Annotated in this window: 10 protein-coding genes, 1 other RNA gene and 2 pseudogenes; 7 read left to right on the forward strand and 6 right to left on the reverse strand. The window is 60.3% G+C overall.

Features of this window, described 5'->3' with window-relative positions:
* Positions 1–59: 59 nt before the first annotated feature.
* From CLU85_RS10635 to gyrA, 4 genes are all read right to left on the reverse strand, one after another.
* Positions 60–932, reverse strand: coding sequence for a prephenate dehydrogenase/arogenate dehydrogenase family protein (locus CLU85_RS10635; RefSeq protein WP_100410233.1), 873 nt, complete (start codon positions 930–932; stop codon positions 60–62).
* Positions 933–944: 12 nt separating this feature from the next.
* Positions 945–2,042: a prephenate dehydratase gene (gene pheA / locus CLU85_RS10640; protein ID WP_100410234.1), complete on the reverse strand. Its 1,098-nt coding sequence runs from the start codon at positions 2,040–2,042 to the stop codon at positions 945–947.
* 56 nt (positions 2,043–2,098) lie between these two features.
* Positions 2,099–3,208, reverse strand: coding sequence for a 3-phosphoserine/phosphohydroxythreonine transaminase (gene serC / locus CLU85_RS10645; protein ID WP_100410235.1), 1,110 nt, complete (start codon positions 3,206–3,208; stop codon positions 2,099–2,101).
* A 108-nt stretch (positions 3,209–3,316) separates the two neighbouring features.
* On the reverse strand, positions 3,317–5,986 hold the full coding sequence (gyrA, locus tag CLU85_RS10650; RefSeq protein WP_100410236.1) for a DNA gyrase subunit A: 2,670 nt from the start codon (positions 5,984–5,986) through the stop codon (positions 3,317–3,319).
* Between the two features lie 223 nt (positions 5,987–6,209).
* Between gyrA and ompA the strand changes: the two genes are divergently transcribed.
* The 7 genes and pseudogenes from ompA (at position 6,210) to istB (ending at position 13,419) form a co-directional block, all read left to right on the forward strand.
* Positions 6,210–6,851 (forward strand): outer membrane protein OmpA, encoded by a 642-nt coding sequence (ompA, locus tag CLU85_RS10655; protein WP_100410237.1) that lies wholly within the window; start codon positions 6,210–6,212, stop codon positions 6,849–6,851.
* Between the two features lie 89 nt (positions 6,852–6,940).
* Positions 6,941–7,654: a bifunctional 2-polyprenyl-6-hydroxyphenol methylase/3-demethylubiquinol 3-O-methyltransferase UbiG gene (ubiG, locus tag CLU85_RS10660; RefSeq protein WP_100410238.1), complete on the forward strand. Its 714-nt coding sequence runs from the start codon at positions 6,941–6,943 to the stop codon at positions 7,652–7,654.
* 10 nt (positions 7,655–7,664) lie between these two features.
* Complete coding sequence (locus CLU85_RS10665) at positions 7,665–8,330, forward strand: HAD family hydrolase (protein WP_100410239.1); 666 nt, start codon at positions 7,665–7,667, stop codon at positions 8,328–8,330.
* A 12-nt stretch (positions 8,331–8,342) separates the two neighbouring features.
* Positions 8,343–8,729, forward strand: a transfer-messenger RNA (tmRNA) gene (ssrA, locus tag CLU85_RS10670).
* A 253-nt stretch (positions 8,730–8,982) separates the two neighbouring features.
* A pseudogene (locus CLU85_RS10675) lies at positions 8,983–10,206 on the forward strand (tyrosine-type recombinase/integrase).
* Between the two features lie 878 nt (positions 10,207–11,084).
* A complete protein-coding gene (gene istA, locus CLU85_RS10680) occupies positions 11,085–12,611 on the forward strand; it encodes an IS21 family transposase (protein WP_100412482.1) in 1,527 nt (508 codons plus the stop codon).
* The gene (istB, locus tag CLU85_RS10685; RefSeq protein WP_100410240.1) at positions 12,604–13,419 is read left to right on the forward strand and encodes an IS21-like element helper ATPase IstB; all 816 of its coding nucleotides are present in this window, start codon (positions 12,604–12,606) and stop codon (positions 13,417–13,419) included. The genes istA and istB overlap by 8 nt, the downstream gene beginning before the upstream one ends.
* 606 nt (positions 13,420–14,025) lie before the next feature.
* On the opposite strand, the gene CLU85_RS10690 is transcribed toward istB, so the two are convergent.
* Positions 14,026–16,803, reverse strand: a complete 2,778-nt coding sequence (locus CLU85_RS10690; protein ID WP_232727791.1) for an IPTL-CTERM sorting domain-containing protein — start codon at positions 16,801–16,803, stop codon at positions 14,026–14,028.
* Positions 16,804–17,016: 213 nt separating this feature from the next.
* Positions 17,017–17,595, reverse strand: a pseudogene (locus tag CLU85_RS23620) (DUF4347 domain-containing protein); the annotation flags it as partial.
* Positions 17,596–18,474 lie beyond the last annotated feature (879 nt).

Genomic DNA, 18,474 nt, shown 5'->3' on the forward strand with positions numbered 1-18,474 from the left:
TTCGCCAAGCCACGGGCGGGGTCACCCTTTGGAGAAGGCGCCGCAGGCGACTCGGGGGGTTACTTTCTCTTCGCGCCCATGCGCCAGTGGGCACGGGTTTCGCTGGCCAGGGTCAACATGTCTTCCAGGGCCTGGGCATTGCCCTTTGACATGGCCTGCTCGATGTTGCGCAGCGCTTGCTGGAAGAGTTGGGACTGGGCAATGAGTTCTTCCCGGTTGGACAGCAGGATATCGCGCCACACCTTGGGGTCGCTGGCTGCAATGCGGGTGAAATCCCGGAATCCGGGGCCTGCAAGGGACAGGAACTCGTCACCTTGCGACTGCCCGGTGATGCTGTTCATCATCGCAAAAGCCAGCACGTGGGGCAGGTGGCTGACGGCGGCAAAGGCTGCGTCATGTGACTCGGGTGACATGCTGGTCACGCGGCAGCCCAGCGCGCTCCAGATCTTTTCTGCATTCTGCAGCTGGACGGTGAGGGTGCGTTCTGTCGGGGTCAGGATGACCTGGCGTCCGCTGTAGAGATCCGCCTCGGCGTGCTCGACGCCCGATACTTCGCGCCCCGTGATCGGATGCGCTGGCACGAACGAGCCCACCTGGTCGCGCAGCGAGCGCTGTGCGGCGTGGACCACGTCAGCCTTGGTCGAGCCCACGTCCATGATCAGCATCTGGGGCGTGACCAAGTGCTTGATGGCCTTCAAGGTGGCTTCGGTGGCAGCCACAGGCACGGCCACCAGCACGACATCGGCACCGGCCACCGCCAGCAGGGCGGAAGGCGCCTCGACGTCGATGACTCCCAGTTGGCGCGCGCGGTCAGTGGTAGATGGTGACTTGCTGTAGCCCACCACGCGTTTGACGAGGCCCGCTTTCTTCATGGCCAAGGCGAACGAGCCTCCCATGAGCCCGCAGCCGATCAGTCCCAATTGTTCGAACATGGCGGCTACTCCTCAGGACGAAACGGGGTAAGTGCCCAGGACCTTGTAGAAAGCGCACAGGCTGCGCAATTCTTCCAGCGCCCGCGCCACGTGGGGCTGCGCGGGATGGCCGTCGAGGTCGATGTAGAAGTAGTACTCCCACTGGCCGGTGCGTGCGGGGCGCGACTCGAAGCGTGTCATGGACACGCCGTGCGTCTTGAGCGGCACAAGCAGGTCGTGCACGGCGCCGGGTTGGTTGGGTACCGACACCACCAGGCTCGTGCAATCCTTGCCAGAGGGTGGGGGCGTTTGCAGCGTGTGCGGCAGGCAAATGATGGCGAACCGCGTGCGGTTGTAAGCGTCATCCTGGATCGCATGGGCCACGATGTGCAGGCCAAACTGCGTAGCTGCGCGCTCGCTGGAGAGCGCCGCCCAACCGGGATGGGTGGTGGCAAGGCGGGCGCCTTCGGCGTTGCTCGACACCGGGCGGCGCTCGGCGTGTGGCAGGTGTTTGGTGAGCCAGGCCTGGCACTGCGCCAGGGCCTGGGGGTGGGCCATGACCACTTCGATGCCATCGAGCGAGTTGCTGGTGCGCAGCAGGTTGTGGCGCACCAACAGGCTGACTTCGCCCACCACATGGGTGGGGGTGTGCAGAAACAGGTCGAGCGAGCGTGTGACCACGCCCTCGGTGGAGTTCTCCACGCCCACCACGCCGTACTGGGCGCTGCCTGCGGCCGTGGCGTGGAATACCTCGTCGAAGTTGGCGCAATACATCAGGTCGGCGGCACCGCCGAAGAACTCGATGGCAGCCTGCTCACAGAAGGTGCCTTCAGGGCCGAGCACGGCCACGCGCTGGGGCGATTCGAGCGCCAGGCAGGCCGACATGATCTCGCGCCAGATGGCGGCCACATGGGGGCCCTTGAGGGGGCCTGGATTGGCGGTCTGGATTTTCTCAATGACCTGAGCCACGCGGTCGGGGCGGAAGAACGGCGTGCCTTCACGTTTCTTGACTTCACCCACTTGCTCGGCCACCAGAGCCCGCTGGTTCAGCAGCGTGAGCAGTTGCTGGTCGATGCTGTCGATCTGCACGCGCAGGCTGGAGAGGTCGGGGGAGGCTTGCGGATTGTTCATGGACGGTGGGGGTCTGTGCGGGCTCTTGAAGGAAGCGGTCTTGTACCGGGCGATCTTCAGGCGTGCTTTTGTTCAAATTCTCGCATGTAGTCCACCAGCGCCTGCACACCCGCGAGCGGCATGGCGTTGTAGATGCTGGCGCGCATGCCGCCCACGGACTTGTGGCCCTTGAGTTGCAGCAGGCCACGCTCCTTGGCGCCAGCCAGGAACGCATCGTTGCGGCTTTCGTCGCGCAGGAAGAACGGGATGTTCATGCGCGAGCGGCAGTTGGCTGCTACCTTGTTGATGTACAGCTGCGAATGGTCGATGGCGTTGTAAAGCAGCGCGGCCTTGGCGATGTTGCGTTGCTCCATGGCGGCCACGCCGGTCAGGCTGCCTTCAGTCTGGCGCTTGAGCCACTGAAAGGTCAGGCCCGCGATGTAGATGCCCCAGGTGGGGGGCGTGTTGTACATCGACTGGTTGTCGGCCAAGATTTTGTAGTCGAAGGCGCTGGGGCAGGCAGGCAGGGCGTGGCCAAGCAGGTCTTCGCGCACGATCACCAGTGTGAGGCCTGCAGGCCCCAGGTTTTTTTGTGCACCACCAAAAGCCAGGCCTACGCGCGACCAATCTACGGGGCGTGATGCCACGTGGGAGGAGAAGTCGATGACCAGGGGTGCATCGCAGCCCAATGCCTTCAGGTCGGGCAATTGGTGAAACTCGGTTCCGTTGATGGTTTCGTTGCTGCAAATGTGCAGATAGCTGGCCCCCCGGCTGATCGTCCAGGAGGCTGGCGCGGGGACGGTGGTGAAGCCAGTGTCTTCGGCCGTAGCGACGATGTTGACTTCGGAGGCATATTTGCGCGCTTCCTTTTGCGACTTCTGGCTCCAGCTGCCGGTCACCACGAAATCGACCCCACCGGCACGCGACAAATTGAGCGGAACGATGGCGTTTTCAGCCAGGCCACCGCCTTGCATGAAGAGGATCTTGAACTGCGGCGGGACTGCGAGCAGTTCACGCAGATCCGCTTCCGCCTGCTGGTAGATGGACAGAAATTCCTTGCCACGGTGACTCATCTCCATCACGCCCATGCCACTGCCATGCCAGTCCAGCATCTCGGCTGCAGCTTGTTGCAGCACGTCGGTGGGAATGGCGGCCGGGCCGGCGGAAAAGTTGTAGGGGCGTGTCATGGAGTATGGATAAAAACGCTGCTAGTGCTTGTTTAGCAAGCGCTAGCAGCTTCACTTTTGATAGCATTTAAGGTGCGATTGTCGAGGCAGTTCACCGAATGCGTCGGGTCAGGCGTCAGGCGTCTCCGTACCGGATGCTGTCGATGGATCGCCGTCCGTACTGCCTTCGCTGTCAGCCTCTGTGTCCGCGACATTGGCATCGTTCTCCACGATGCGTTGCAGGCCGCTGAGCTTGGAGCCTTCATCTAGAGCAATCAGCGTCACACCTTGGGTAGCCCGGCCCAGTTCACGGATTTCAGAAACGCGGGTGCGCACCAGCACGCCCTTGTCGGTGATCAGCATGATCTCGTCGTCGGCATGCACCAGGGTGGCGGCCACGACCTTGCCGTTGCGTTCGCTTTGCTGGATGGCGATCATGCCCTTGGTGCCACGGCCGTGGCGCGTGTATTCGGTGATGCTGGTGCGCTTGCCGTAGCCGTTCTCGGTGGCCGTGAGCACGCTTTGGGTCTCGTCTTCGGCCACCAGCATGGCGATCACGCTCTGCCCGTCTTCCAGCATCATGCCGCGCACACCGCGGGCCTGGCGGCCCAAGGGGCGCACATCGTTTTCGTCGAAGCGCACGGCCTTGCCGCCGTCGCTGAACAGCATCACATCGTGCTGGCCATCGGTGAGGGCGGCGCCGATCAGGTAGTCGCCGTCATCGAGGTTGACGGCAATGATGCCGCCCTTGCGCGGGTTGCTGAATTCGTCGAGCGCCGTCTTCTTCACGGTGCCCATGCTGGTGCCCATGAACACATAGCGGTCGGCCGGGAAGGTGCGCATGTCGCCAGTCAGCGCCAGCACCACGTTGATCTTCTCGCCTTCCTGCAGCGGAAACATGTTCACGATAGGACGGCCACGCGAACCGCGTGAACCTGCAGGCACTTCCCAGACCTTGAGCCAGTAGAGGCGACCGCGGTTGGAGAAGCACAGGATGTAGTCGTGCGTGTTGGCGATGAAGAGCTGGTCGATCCAGTCGTCTTCCTTGGTCGCCGTGGCCTGCTTGCCGCGTCCACCGCGCTTCTGGGCACGGTATTCAGACAGAGGCTGGCTCTTGATGTAGCCGGTGTGGCTGAGCGTCACCACCATGTCGGTGGGGGTGATCAGATCCTCGGTGGACAGATCTTGCGCGCTGTACTCGACGATGCTGCGGCGTGCGCCCAGCTTGTGTTGACCAAACTCTGTCTTGATGGATGTGAGTTCGTCGCCAATGATGGTGGAGACGCGCTCGGGCTTGGCCAGGATGTCCAGCAGGTCTTCGATGACCGCCATGACTTCCTTGTACTCGGCCACGATTTTGTCCTGCTCCAGACCTGTGAGGCGCTGCAAGCGCATCTGCAGGATTTCCTGGGCCTGCGTTTCCGACAGGCGGTACAGGCCATCCTGTCCCATGCCGAATTCCTTTTCCAGGCCATCGGGGCGGTAGTCGTCGGCATTGATCACGCCGCCGTCGGCACGCGTGCGCGTGAGCATCTCGCGAACCAGCTTGCTGTCCCAGGGGCGGGCCATCAGCTCGGCCTTGGCCACCGGTGGGGTGGGGGCGTTGCGGATGATGGCGATGAAGTCGTCGATGTTGGCCAGCGCCACGGCAAGGCCTTCGAGCACATGGCCGCGGTCGCGCGCCTTGCGCAGCTCGAACACGGTGCGGCGGGTGACCACCTCGCGGCGGTGCTGCAAAAAGACGCTGATCAAATCGCGCAGATTGCACAAACGGGGCTGGCCGTCGATCAGCGCCACCATGTTCATGCCGAAGGTGTCCTGCAGCTGCGTCTGCTTGTACAGGTTGTTGAGCACCACCTCGGGCACTTCGCCGCGTTTGAGTTCGATGACCAGGCGCATGCCCGACTTGTCGGACTCGTCCTGGATGTGACTGATGCCTTCGATTTTCTTCTCGTGCACCAACTCGGCCATGCGCTCCTGCAGCGTCTTCTTGTTGACCTGGTAGGGCAGCTCGTCCACGATGATCGCTTGGCGCTGGCCCCGGTCGATGTCTTCGAAGTGGCACTTGGCGCGCATGATCACACGCCCGCGCCCCGTGCGATATCCGTCCTTCACGCCATTGATGCCGTAGATGATGCCGGCGGTGGGGAAGTCGGGCGCAGGGATGATCTCCATCAGTTCGTCGATGGTGACATCAGGGTTGCGCAGCATGTGCAGGCAGGCGTCCACCACCTCATTGAGGTTGTGCGGCGGAATATTGGTGGCCATACCCACGGCGATGCCCGCCGAACCGTTGACCAACAGGTTGGGCAGCTTGCTGGGCAATACCAGCGGCTCCTTCTCACTGCCATCGTAGTTCGGGCCGAAATCGACGGTTTCCTTGTCGATATCGCCCAGCATTTCATGCGCGATTTTTGCCAGGCGAATTTCGGTGTACCGCATGGCGGCGGCGTTATCTCCGTCCACGGAGCCGAAATTGCCCTGACCGTCCACCAGCATGTGGCGCAGCGAGAAATCCTGAGCCATCCGCACGATGGTGTCGTAGACAGCAGAATCACCATGCGGGTGATATTTACCGATCACATCGCCCACGATACGGGCCGATTTTTTGTAAGGTCGGTTCCAGTCGTTATTGAGTTCGTGCATCGCAAAAAGCACGCGGCGGTGCACGGGCTTCAAGCCGTCGCGCGCGTCGGGCAATGCCCGGCCCACGATCACGCTCATCGCGTAATCGAGGTAACTGCGCCGCATCTCTTCTTCGAGGCTGATCGGCAGGGTTTCTTTGGCAAACTGGGTCATTGGGACGGCGAGGACGGCAAAGGAGACTCATTTTAGGGGTAAGACCGTGTAGCGACCACGCAACATATCGAAGCAATTCAGGTTTTGTCCTACGGGCCACAAGCTGCCCGCTCTGCTTTTGCCCTGTTACGTATGGCACAATCGTTTGAACGCTTTGGGTGGTGGTCACCCCAAGCGTCCTGATTCGCAGCGCGGCTGCGGCTTTTTCCCCAAGAGGAGAACCATGAAGAAACTGAACAAAGTGGCGATGTTGTTTGCCTCTGCAGCGCTCGCAACCGCCGCTGGCGCACAAACCGTTGACAACTGGAGAGATGCTTCTGGCCAACTGGTCTGGAAGAACGGTACCAACGAATACTGCTGGCGCGATGCCAACTGGACGCCTGCAACGGCTGCTGCTGGTTGTGACGGTGCTATCGCTGCTGCTGCTCCTGCTGCCGCTGCTCCTGCTGCCGCGCCTGCCCCCGCAGCTGCTCCAGCTCCTGCAGCTGCTCCAGCTCCAGCTGTCGCCACCAAGGTGACTTACGCTGCTGACGCTTTCTTCGACTTCGACAAGTCGGTGCTCAAGCCAGAAGGTAAGGCCAAGCTGGACGACCTGGTTTCCAAGGTCAAGGGCATCAATCTGGAAGTCATCATCGCCGTGGGTCACACTGACTCCGTGGGTTCCGATGCCTACAACCAGAAGCTGTCGGTTCGCCGCTCCGAAGCCGTCAAGGCTTACTTGGTGTCCAAGGGCATCGAAAAGAACCGCGTTTACACCGAAGGCAAGGGCGAAAAGCAACCTGTGGCTGACAACAAGACTGCCGAAGGCCGCGCCAAGAACCGTCGCGTGGAAATCGAAGTGGTTGGTACCCGCGCCGCTCAGTAATCTTCAGATTGCTCCAAAAAAAGCCCCGTCACCGGGGCTTTTTTTCGTTTGGAGTACTTATTGCATCGCCTTCATGGACAATTACCGGCATGAGTGACACCGTCAATGCAGATCCGGCCGAACTGGCCAAATTTTCAGAATTGGCCCACCGCTGGTGGGACCCGGAGAGCGAATTCCGTCCCTTGCATCAGATTAATCCGTTGCGACTCGATTGGATCAACGGGTTGTGTGGCGACTTATCTGGCAAACGGGTACTTGATGTAGGTTGTGGTGGCGGCATTCTGGCCGACTCCATGGCGCGCAAGGGGGCCAATGTGCTGGGTATTGATTTGGCGTCGAAGGCATTGCGTGTAGCGCAGTTGCACGCGCTGGAAGCTGGTACTCCGAATATTCGCTATCAGGAGATCAGTGTGGAAGCACTGGCCAAGGAGCAGCCAGGGAGCTTTGATGTGGTGACCTGCATGGAAATGCTGGAGCATGTTCCTGACTCTGCATCCGTGGTGCGTGCATGCTCGGAACTGGTAAAGCCAGGGGGATGGGTATTTTTCTCCACCATCCATCGCAATGCCAAGGCATTCATGCTGGCCATTGTTGGTGCGGAATATGTATTGAACATGCTACCGCGCGGCACGCACGAGTATGCAAAGATGATTCGCCCCAGTGAACTTGCAGCCAGTTGCCGCAGCGCCCACCTTGATGTTTTGCATACGAAGGGTCTTGAATACAACCCGCTAACGAAGCGGTATTGGCTCAGCGCCGACACGAGTGTGAATTACCTGTTCGCCACTCGGCGCGTTGTTTAAGGTGGCTCCCATGTTTCATGACATTCGCGCGGTCCTGTTTGATCTGGATGGAACGCTGATCGACAGTGCTCCGGATCTGGGTGCTGCTGCCGACAAAATGCGTACAGATCGGGGTTTGCCATCTCTCCCCTTGGCCCGGTATCGGCCAATGGCGGGCGCGGGCGCGCGGGGCATGTTGGGGGAGGCGTTTGGCATGACCCCGGACCACCCCGAGTTTGCGGCTTGGCGTGAAGAGTTTTTTGTGAACTACGAGTCGCGGATGACCGAAAGCACCACGATTTTTGATGGTGTACCAGAACTGGTGAGCCAACTTTTACAACACAACCTGGCGTGGGGGGTTGTGACCAACAAGGCTGCAAGGTTTACAGAGCCGTTGACCAGGGCGCTTCCATTGTTTCGCACTGCAGGAGCGGTTGTGAGTGGTGACACCACCCCCCATGCGAAGCCACATCCCGCCCCCCTGTTGGAGGCGGCCGCACGCCTGAAGTTGCCCCCTGAGCAGTGCGTTTATGTGGGAGATGATGAGCGCGATATCGTTGCAGGCCTTGCCGCAGGCATGAGGACGGTGGCTGCTACATATGGGTATCTGGGTGCCACTACGGATCCCAAGGAATGGGGGGCGCATGCTGCAATTAAATCTCCGTCGGATCTCTTGCAATTGCTCGCATGCGCCTAAAATAGAGTGCTTGGGGCTGTCCTGGTTTCGACGTGGGTTCGGAGCCGGTGTGGTGCATGTCGAGCTTGATTCACGCTCGTAAATCTCGATTTAACAAACTAACTGCAAACGACGAACGTTTCGCACTCGCTGCTTAATTGCCAGTGAGCCTTGCAACAGTTGGCCGATGGGCTGGGCAAGGGGGTTCTGAGTAATCAGCGCCTCCCGGCTGCAAGGATAATTACATGGGCTGGCTCCTATCCGGGTACCTTGGATGGGGGCGAGATTTAAGGGTACTGGCGGCCGGTGTAGCGTGCGACTGCGCGACAACGGTGGCGAGACTCAAATCAGACCGCTAAACATGTAGATCTGCCCGGTAAAGGCTTGCGGACGCGGGTTCAATTCCCGCCAGCTCCACCATAACCCCATCCAAGGGCGTCCACACTAATCCAGTGGACGCCCTTTTTCTTTGGTGAATCAACGACTTGCAGTCCATGGCCGTCTACAGCCGTCCATGCCCAGCCAAGCAAAAGTGGGGGTACAAGTGGGGGTACAGACCCAGAAATCTGGTGAAATCGGAGTTTTGTACCCCCACTTCCCCCTGTAGAAGGGGGTTCGCCATAGGGAAAGTTGTACCCCCACGGTGCACCCCTCACCATCGTTTTGTACCCCCATGCTGACTGACCTTGAATGCCGCAACGCCGTATGTCCTGCCCACCGAAAACAGGCGCGCTTCAGCGATTCAGGTGGGCTCTATCTGCAAGTCAGCCCGAACGGCTCCAAGCGCTGGTTTCTCAAATACCGGGTCAACAACAAAGAAAAGCAGCTCGCGCTGGGCAGCTACCCGGCTGTTTCGCTGACGGCTGCCCGCCGGGCCAGGGATGCCGCCAAACACCAAAAGGCCACCGGCGTCGATCCGGTGCAGGCCCGCAAGGTGGAAAAGCTCAAGGCGACGAACCCCGAGGGAGACTCTTTTCAGGTGGTGGCGCTGGAATGGCATGCCAAACAGAGCCCGGTTTGGAGCGAGGGCCATGCCGCGCGAGCTCTTCGCCAGTTCGAACGCGATCTGTTTCCATGGATAGGCGAGCGCAGACTGTTCGATATCAAGTCCGTCGAGCTGTTGGCCACCCTTCGAAAGATCGAAGAACGTGGTGCGATAGAGACAGCAGACCGGGGTTTGATGCTGGCCAGACAGGTGTGGCGCTATGGCGTGGCCACAGGACGGGTAGGGCGGGACATCACCGGCGACCTCAAGGGAGCGCTGTCGCCATACCGGGGGCGGCATTTTGCTGCCATCACCGACCCGGCCAAGCTGGGGGAGCTGCTGCGCGCCATACAGGCGTACCGGGGCGGGCCTGTCGTGCGCGCTGCATTGCAGCTTGCACCCCTTTTGTTCCAGCGACCGGGTGAACTGCGCGCCGCCACCTGGGCCGAAATCAATTCGGATGCCGCTCTGTAGACGATCCCCGCCGCTCGCATGAAGCGCGGCAAGGATGGCAAGGAGCATGGCGAGCCACATCTGGTGCCTTTGCCCAAGCAAGCCGTGGCCGTCTTGCAGGAGTTGCACCCGTTGACCGGCCGGGGTGCCATGGTGTTCCCAGGCGAGCGCAACCACGACCGCCCCATCTCTGAAAACTCAGTGCGTACCGCGTTGATCTCTATGGGCTACACGCCGGATGTGCATACATGGCACGGCTTCCGGGCCACAGCCCGCACCATGCTTGCGGAGCGCTTGGACGTGGACCCCTTGGTGATTGAGGCCCAGCTGGCCCATGCCGTGAAGGATGCCAACGGCCGCGCGTACAACCGCACGCAGTACATGGCCCACCGCACGAAGATGATGCAGCGCTGGGCCGACTACCTGGACGAGCTGCGCGCCGGTTCGGCCGAGGACTGAACTGTCGGCCGCAGCACGCGCCGAACCTTCACACCATCCATCTACAGCGCCGGTGGCCACCTGCCATGACCAGGCCCCTGCACGGGCGGGCGGGGCAGGGCGGCCCAGGCCCCTCAAGGTGAGCGCAACCCTTGGCGCGCTGTCGAGACCCCGCCGCGCCTGCTCGCTTCGTGTGTTGATTTCGTCGGGGGTGCCGCATGGGTGCTTCGCCAAGCCTGATGCGGACTTGCGGGGCGCTGCAGGGCCGCTTTCACTGCCGGGAATCGATGGACTTTTGAGGCCGTGTGCTGGGTGGCGCCGGAGCCTGTGACGTAACGGGAAGAGGATTTTTTCAAACTAGAAATACTTGGAATCAACTACCTACAAACCCACCAATGAAGACCATTTTGTAGGCTTTGTAGGTAGTTCTCTTCGGGTATCTCAAATTTGAATTGGTATGGGTTCCAGCAGGGTTCAGGCTGGTGAGTTGGGCAAAACGCTGGCTCGCGCTTCGACGGTCAGTAAACACTTCAAAGCCTACAAACCCCACCAAACACGGGCTGTCAAGAGACGTTTGTGGGGGAACGCCGGATCAGACGCAAGGCACTCTCTACACAGATGTCAGAGCAAAACACTTGCTTGCGCTTCGACGGTCGGTAAACCCTTCAAAGCCTACAAACCCTACCAATTCCAACAAGTCTTGAAAGGCGAACGCCTAGCGTGCTCGCAAGGCCGGGCGCAAATGACGGGCTATGGCTTGAGTCTTCGCTCGAACTCAGCCATGTGTTGATTCATTTCCAAAACTGTGCCATTTCGGGACGCATTCACGTTGACATTTGAGCCACGTTGCCGCTCTATCCTGCTGAATTTTTCAGCACGGGAGAGCAGGAGTGATCAACGTGAGCATATTGAGCAAGTTACGCCGCCTCGTGCTGAGGCAGGACGTGTCGGTGCGAGAGGCCAGCCGGTGGCTGGGCATCTGGCGCAACACAGCCACCAAGTGGCTCAAGGACGGGGAGATGGCCGAACCCAGATACCCGCAGCGGGTGTCAGGCCCCAGCATCCTGGATCCGTACAAGGAGCAGTTGAGCCAGTGGCTCAAGGCCGATAGCCACCGCAGCAAACGCGATCGACGCGGGATCAAGGCGATGTTTGAAGCGCTGCGGGCGCAGGGCTACAGCGGCAGCCGAGGGCCGGTCTACGCATTTGCCCAGCGCTGGCAGCAAGAGCAAGGCAACGCTGCGCGCGGCGCGGGGTTCGTGCCGCTGAGCTTCGAGTTGGGCGAGGCGTTCCAGTTCGACTGGAGCTGCGAGTACCTCTTCATTGGCGGGTTGCGTCGCCGCCTGGAGGTGGCACACACCAAGCTGGCATCCAGTCGCGCCTTCTGCCTGGTGGCGTACTACAGCCAGGCGCACGAGATGCTGTTCGATGCACGCGCACGGGCGTTTACTCTCTTTGGCGGCGTGCCACGGCGGGGCATCTACGACAACATGAAGACTGCTGTCGACAAAGTCGGCCAAGGCAAGCAGCGCAGCGTCAATGCACGCTTCGAAGCGATGACCGGGCACTACCTGTTCGAGCCAGAGTTCTGCAACCGGGCCGCTGGCTGGGAGAAGGGGGTCGTGGAGAAGAACGTCCAGGACCGGCGCAAGGACATCTGGCGCGAGGCCAGCGAGCGGCGCTGGGGATCGCTTGGCGAGCTCAACGACTGGCTGGAGCAGGCGTGTGTGAAGGTCTGGGCTGAGATGAGTCACCCCGAATGGACACAGCTCACGGTGGCCGATGTCTGGCAGGACGAGCGTGTGCGCCTCATGCCCAGCCCCCGTGCGTTTGATGGCTATGTGGAGCAGCCGGTGCGGGTCTCTGCCACCTCGCTGATCCACTTCCAGCGCAACCGCTACAGCGTGCCGTGTGAATGGATCCATGCGGTGGTCAGTCTGCGGGCCTACGCGGATGGCCTGCTGGTGGTCGGGCCCGATGGGCGGCAGGTGCGCTTGGCGCGCAGCTTCGAGCGTGATCAGACGCTCTACGACTGGATGCACTACATCGCGCTCATCGAGCGCAAGCCCGGCGCGCTGCGCAATGGCGCGCCGTTCAAGACCATGCCCGAACCCCTGCAGGAACTGCAGCGCCAGTTGCTGCGCCACAGCGGTGGCGACAGGGTGATGGCGCAGGTGCTCATGGGGGTGAGTCTGCATGGGCTGGAGGCCGTGTTGGTGGCGGTGGAGCTGGCCCTGCAGTCCGGGCGGGTGAGTGCCGAGCACGTGCTCAACGTGCTCTCGCGCCTGAAGGAGCAGCGCGTGCCCGAGTCACTGGTGGCCACGATGCTCACGCTCAACACGCCGCCACTGGCCAACCTGCAGCGCTACGACGCACTGCGCAACGTCCAGCCTCATGAGGCGTCACCGGAGTCCGACCATGCATGACGTCATTGATGCATTCAAGGCGCTGGGCCTGTACGGCATGGCCAGTGCCTGGCCGGAGGTGCTGGGTACCGCCCGCATGAAGTCGCTCGATCATGAGGCCGTGTTGCACCAGCTCATCAAGGCCGAGACTGCTCAGCGAGAGGTGCGCTCCATGGCCTACCAGATGCGCGTGGCGCGGTTCCCGTCGCACCGCGATCTCGCCGGCTTTGACTTCGCCCACGCGCAACTCGATGAGGCGCTGGTGCGCCAGCTGCACACCCTGCGCTTCGTGGAGTCGGCGCACAACGTGGTCCTGGTCGGTGGCCCCGGCACGGGGAAGACCCACCTGGCCACCAGTCTGGGGATCGAGGCGATCCGCATGCATGGCAAGCGGGTGCGCTTCTTCTCCACGGTGGAACTGGTCAACTCCCTGGAGCTGGAGAAGGCGCAGAACAAGGCGGGACAAATGGCGCACCGCCTGATGTACGTCGATCTGGTGATCCTGGATGAACTGGGCTACCTGCCGTTCACGCAGTCGGGCGGTGCGATGCTGTTCCACCTGCTCTCCAAACTCTACGAGCGAACGAGCGTGGTGATCACTACCAACCTGACCTTCTCGGAATGGAGCAGCGTCTTTGGCGACGCCAAGATGACCACTGCCTTGCTCGACCGCCTCACGCACCACTGTCACATCGTCGAGACGGGCAATGAGAGCTGGCGATTCAAGCATTCCAGTGCCGCTGGCGCGGCACCGCCAAGGCAACGCTCAAGGGGCCAGAAAGGAGATCGAAAAACAGCAGACCCGATAGACTTATCCACAATCGAGTAGCCAAAGAATCCATCAACCCAGTGGCTCAATCTTCGACGTGATCACTGGCTCAGTTTTGCTGATGAATCAACAGGCAGCAGCTCTCCGACTTTTTTCGTAGAACGCGTAGTGTTGGACAGGAGCGGTCACTTGAAGCGTAGGCTTGCGTACCGAAGGGCCGCTCAAGCGGTTCCGTGGTGTTGCCGCCAGCGTGAAAGTGACCATGAATGCCAATCCTGCATCGACCATCGGTTGCTATCGCCAAATGGAGTGCTGGCAAGCGGTCTAGCTCGCTTTCAGATGATCACATATCGATCGGCTAATTTCGACAAATCTGGCCGATCTGTCACGCGCGCCATCAGTATGACTACTCATTCACCACTCGCAGATCCGAGTCCGACTGGGCTGCATTGACCAAAGCATCGATCTCCGCACCAAACCTACCTCTTTTCGATACTACGCAGATCGATTCGGCCATTCGGAAGTTTGCGCACCTGTAAAAGCGAGTCCGGGCAGCGGAGACCGTTCGCAAAGTGCATCTTGCCCTGGATCGGGCATGCCCACAAATTCCGGCATGCTGCCAATTATCAGGAGGTGTTCGGACGTTCACACCACCTTTCATACAAATTAATTACGGGCACGCTGGCGCTGCCTATGCCAGCCCATCAAACCAATCATGGCCGACAGCAACGCCAGCGCCCACGGTGCATCCACAGGAATCGCCACGGCATCGCTTGCCACAGGGCCCACCACCGGTGCGAACGGATCGCTGATGCTACCGACCGCTCCGTCCGAGTCACCCACGCCGTTATCCGTAATGCTGTAGGTCACAGTCTTGCGGTCACCGCTGAGTGATGCGCCGCTGAACTGGAACCAGCTGGATGCAGCCACCACCCCGCCCACTGCCGGTGTCGCAGGGCCGTACTTCCAGAACTGAATGCCGGCCGGAAGGGCTTCAGGGTAAGTGATCGCCATCGTCACGGTCCCGACGCAGCTGGTGGACTGAAATGCATATTCCCCATAAGGCAGGGTTTTGCCCGCAGGAGCAGGGTTGGACAAACTCGCAAAGCCGCTGGTGGGGTTCAGCGTGCAGGATGAGCCGCCTCCCGAAAGGGTCGCCGTAGCCGTACCGACCATGCCAGGCACCGTGCCCGACACGGTGAGCAACTGGGGTGTCACCGCGGCAGATGCAGCCGATGCAGCGCTGGCGCCTACGGAATTGTTGGCGGTTACCGTGAAGGTGTACGACGTGCCGTTGGTCAGGCCGGGCACTACGATGGGGCTGGCCGCGCCGGTGGCGGTGATGCCGCCCGGCGCGGATGTCACCGTATAGCTTGTGATCGGTGCCCCACCACTGACGGCCGGGGCCGTGAATGACACGCTGACCTGGGCATTGCCGGCCGTAGCCACACCGATGGTCGGTGCGCCTGGAACCGTTGCGGCGACTGTGAAGCTTTGAGACACCTGGGGGGCCGCCAGATAGCTGGCATTGCCGGCCTGGTCGGCATTGATGGTGCAGAGGCCGACAGTGACAAAGGTCAGCGCGCCACCGGGGGCAACGGTGCAGACGCCCGTTGTTGTCGACGTGAAGGTCACGCTCAAGCTGGATGTTGCGCTGGCAGCCAGCGTGGGGATCGTGCCAAAGTTCTGTGTGCCAGGGTTGTTGAAGCTAATGGCCTGTGCCGCCTTGGGTGTCACGGAATTCGACGCGGCAGACGCAGAGCCGGTGTTTACAGCGTTGGCGGCGGTCACGGTGAACGTGTAGGCCGTGCCGTTGGTGAGCCCAAGGACAGTGATGGTGCAGGCACCAGGACCTGCGCAGCTGCCTGTCGCTCCGCCAGGAATCGCCGTTGCCGTATACGTGGTGATGGGTGAGCCACCGTTGGACGCCGGCGTAGTGAAGGTGACCGAGGCTTGGGTATCACCCGCTGTCGCCGTGCCGATCGTCGGTGTGCCGGGTGCGACAGCGTTGACCGTGAAGGTTTGCTGGACCTGCGGAGCGGCATTGAAGCTGCCATTGCCCGCTTGGTTTGCGCTGATGGTGCAGCTACCCGCTGTCACGAAGGTCAATGTGCCGCCGGGCGTGATCGTGCAGACACCGGCAGTGGCGGTCGTGAAGGTGGGTATCAGGGCCGATGTCGCCGTGGCCGTCAAGGTGAGCGGGGTGCCAAAGTTTTGTGTGCCAGGGTTGTTGAAGCTAATGGCCTGTGCCGCCTTGGGTGTCACGGAATTCGACGCGGCAGACGCCGAGCCGGTGTTTACAGCGTTGGCGGCGGTCACGGTGAACGTGTAGGCCGTGCCGTTGGTGAGCCCAAGGACAGTGATGGTGCAGGCACCAGGACCTGCGCAGCTGCCTGTCGCTCCGTCAGGAATCGCCGTTGCCGTATACGTGGTGATGGGTGAGCCACCGTTGGACGCAGGCGCGGTGAAGGTGACCGAAGCTTGGGCATCACCCGCTGTCGCCGTGCCGATCGTGGGCGTGCCGGGTGAGACTGCAGCGATCATGAATGATTGCTGGACCTGGGGTGCCGCGGCGTAGGTTGCGTCACCGGCCTGGTTGGCATTGATGGTGCAGGTGCCGGTGGTCACCGTGGTCAATACACCGCCGGTGGAGATGGTGCAGACACCGGCGGTGGTGGTCGTGAAGGTGGGCGCCAGGCCCGATGTGGACGTCGCAGGCAGCGTGGGTGTGGTGCCAAACGACTGGGTGCCGGGGTTGTTGAAGGTGATGGTCTGCGGGCACTGGTTGGTAGTGAACGTGGCGTCACTGCCGTTGGTGGTGCCCTCGCTGTTGACCCCTTTAACCCTGAAATGGTACGTAGTGTTGCAGGTCAGGCTGGAAATAGCGACGGAGGCAGCGGTGGCACCAGCGCCTGCGCCCACGGTGCCGCCGGTGGTGGCGGCTGCGGAGCTGCCGTAGGCGTTGGTCAGGCCGTAGTCGAATGTGACCGTGGTGGATGCGCCTTTGTCGTTGACGGTACCGTTCAGGGTTGCGCTAGTGGTAGTGATGCTGGTGGCGGTGTCTGTCGTGGCGGTTGGAGCGGACGGCACCGCATCTGCGATCACGATGTTGTTGATGGAGATGTTGGTAGCCGATTGGTCGCCCACATAGCCACCTGCGGTGATGTAAAACCGGACATCGTCAACATTGTCAAAACCATTGCCCAAAACAACATCAAATGGCAGGTAGGTTGGTATGAAGGCTTCAAAAGTCGTTGATGCAACCTCCACGCTGTTGCGATAGCCCTTTACGGTCATGGTGGTGGTCGATGATTCCCCCCAGTTGTAATGCTTGAACTGTGTGAGCTTAAATTTGATGCCACCAATGGATTTGATCCGCATGCCTTTGGTACCGCCATTCTGGTTGGAGGTGATCGCGGAGTACATGGCGTCGTTGCTGTTCAAGAAAATATTGTCTTGCCACGACACGGTTCCGGCTTGCGTTCCGGCAGTATCGGATATGTTGGATATCTGAATCACGATACCTGGCAAATCGATCGATCCGCCCTGTCCGTCCGTTGCGATGCCACCGGTCCCCACCCCACCAGTACTGTTGATGAACGTTATTGTCCCGTTCGCCAACAGATGGGAATAACCAGGACTTGACAGGCTCGCAGTTTGAATCGTGCCGGAGCGCTGCTCCAACACCCAGTCCCCGCCAAGGCTCTTGGCTCCCGTTTTATTGACTGAGGCAGCAACAGCAACTTGTGTTTCGCGGGATAACGCAGACACAAAATTTTGGCCCGTTTGACCCGCAGCAACTTCGCACCCATAGAGCAGAAGGTCACCGCCCGGCTTCAAAGCCCGCCGTACTGCAGCCAACTCTTTCACATACAAGCCGAGATTGCTCTCGGTCAAAGTGACGGAGCCCAGATGCAGAGCGCCAGAAGCACCGTGCGATACAAGGTGTATGGCGTCCACCTTGTCGTATTCGCTCAGAACACGGGCGATTTCCACGAGCCCGTTTTGCTTGGCGTCCAGCACGTAGGTATGAACATCGGGTCCAAAATCACGCACGAGTGTACTGTGGCCCTCCACGTTGCCTTCTATGAAAACAAGTTCCTGCCGAGCGTTGCCTGAGGATGGGTGAGTCCCAGCTAACGTTGAAGGGTGCGCAAAAAGCAGCATGGCCAATGTAATCGCAAACAGAGCGAGTTGATACAACGTTATGCGCTGGCTACTGAAAGCTTTTGACATATATCCCTCTTACTTATTTTTAGTTAAAAATTGGTGCGCAGTGCTGAAAAAACCGGAGGCATTGTGAAGTCACATCGGCTTCTTTTATTAGCTACGACGCAAACGTCGTAGCTTTAGGTATTACCACCGGATGAGGTGAACCGCCACTAAAAAGCCGCCAGCGTTTTTGAATCACGCGCCGCCGAAGCACTATATCAGGGCGTCTGAGTATTGGGACAGATACTTCAATGAGCTAATCACCGCACCTTGAGCCAGTGGCGCTAGGGATGTCCTTAATAACTCGAATTCGTGAGTGCTAAAAGGCCGCTGTTTTTTATCTGGGTACACCGATCTTGAGTGCATTGCCGACGCGATCAATCGGGAGCCATCTACAAGTTCCACACGAAGCCCTGAGAAGATGGCTTACTGAGCGAGAATACTAGTGAGGTATTCACCCATCATGACGCTACCCGCCATCGAGTCATACGACAGTCGACTTTTCATTGAGCGGTGCGGTACAAGTGAATGGCGGGTCACGGAGAGATCACGAACATTCATTTCGCGAATCCATGGACCGCTACCAGGCTGAAACAGTCATCCAGCCGATCAGGCCGACTGTCAGCAACTGGCCGATTGCAGTCGTCCGGTATGCGCTGCGATCAAGCTTAAGCCAACGTGACACTCTTGGCAAGCTTGCGCGAAATATAGCGAGCGAAGGCGAGCTAAGTTATTGAAAAATATGGGGTTTTAGCCCCCTTTTAATCCGTTTGTCGTGGGTTCGACCCCCGCACGTTCCACCAAAATTTGAGAGGAGTTGGCTGTCATGGTCAGTTCCTCTTTTCATTTGGCGTAGCCAAAACGCAGGCTGAAAGCCCATCATCCTGTTTTGTGCGCCCTGCC

Origin of the sequence: Acidovorax sp. 69, assembly GCF_002797445.1 — a bacterium.
GTDB lineage: Bacteria > Pseudomonadota > Gammaproteobacteria > Burkholderiales > Burkholderiaceae_C > Acidovorax.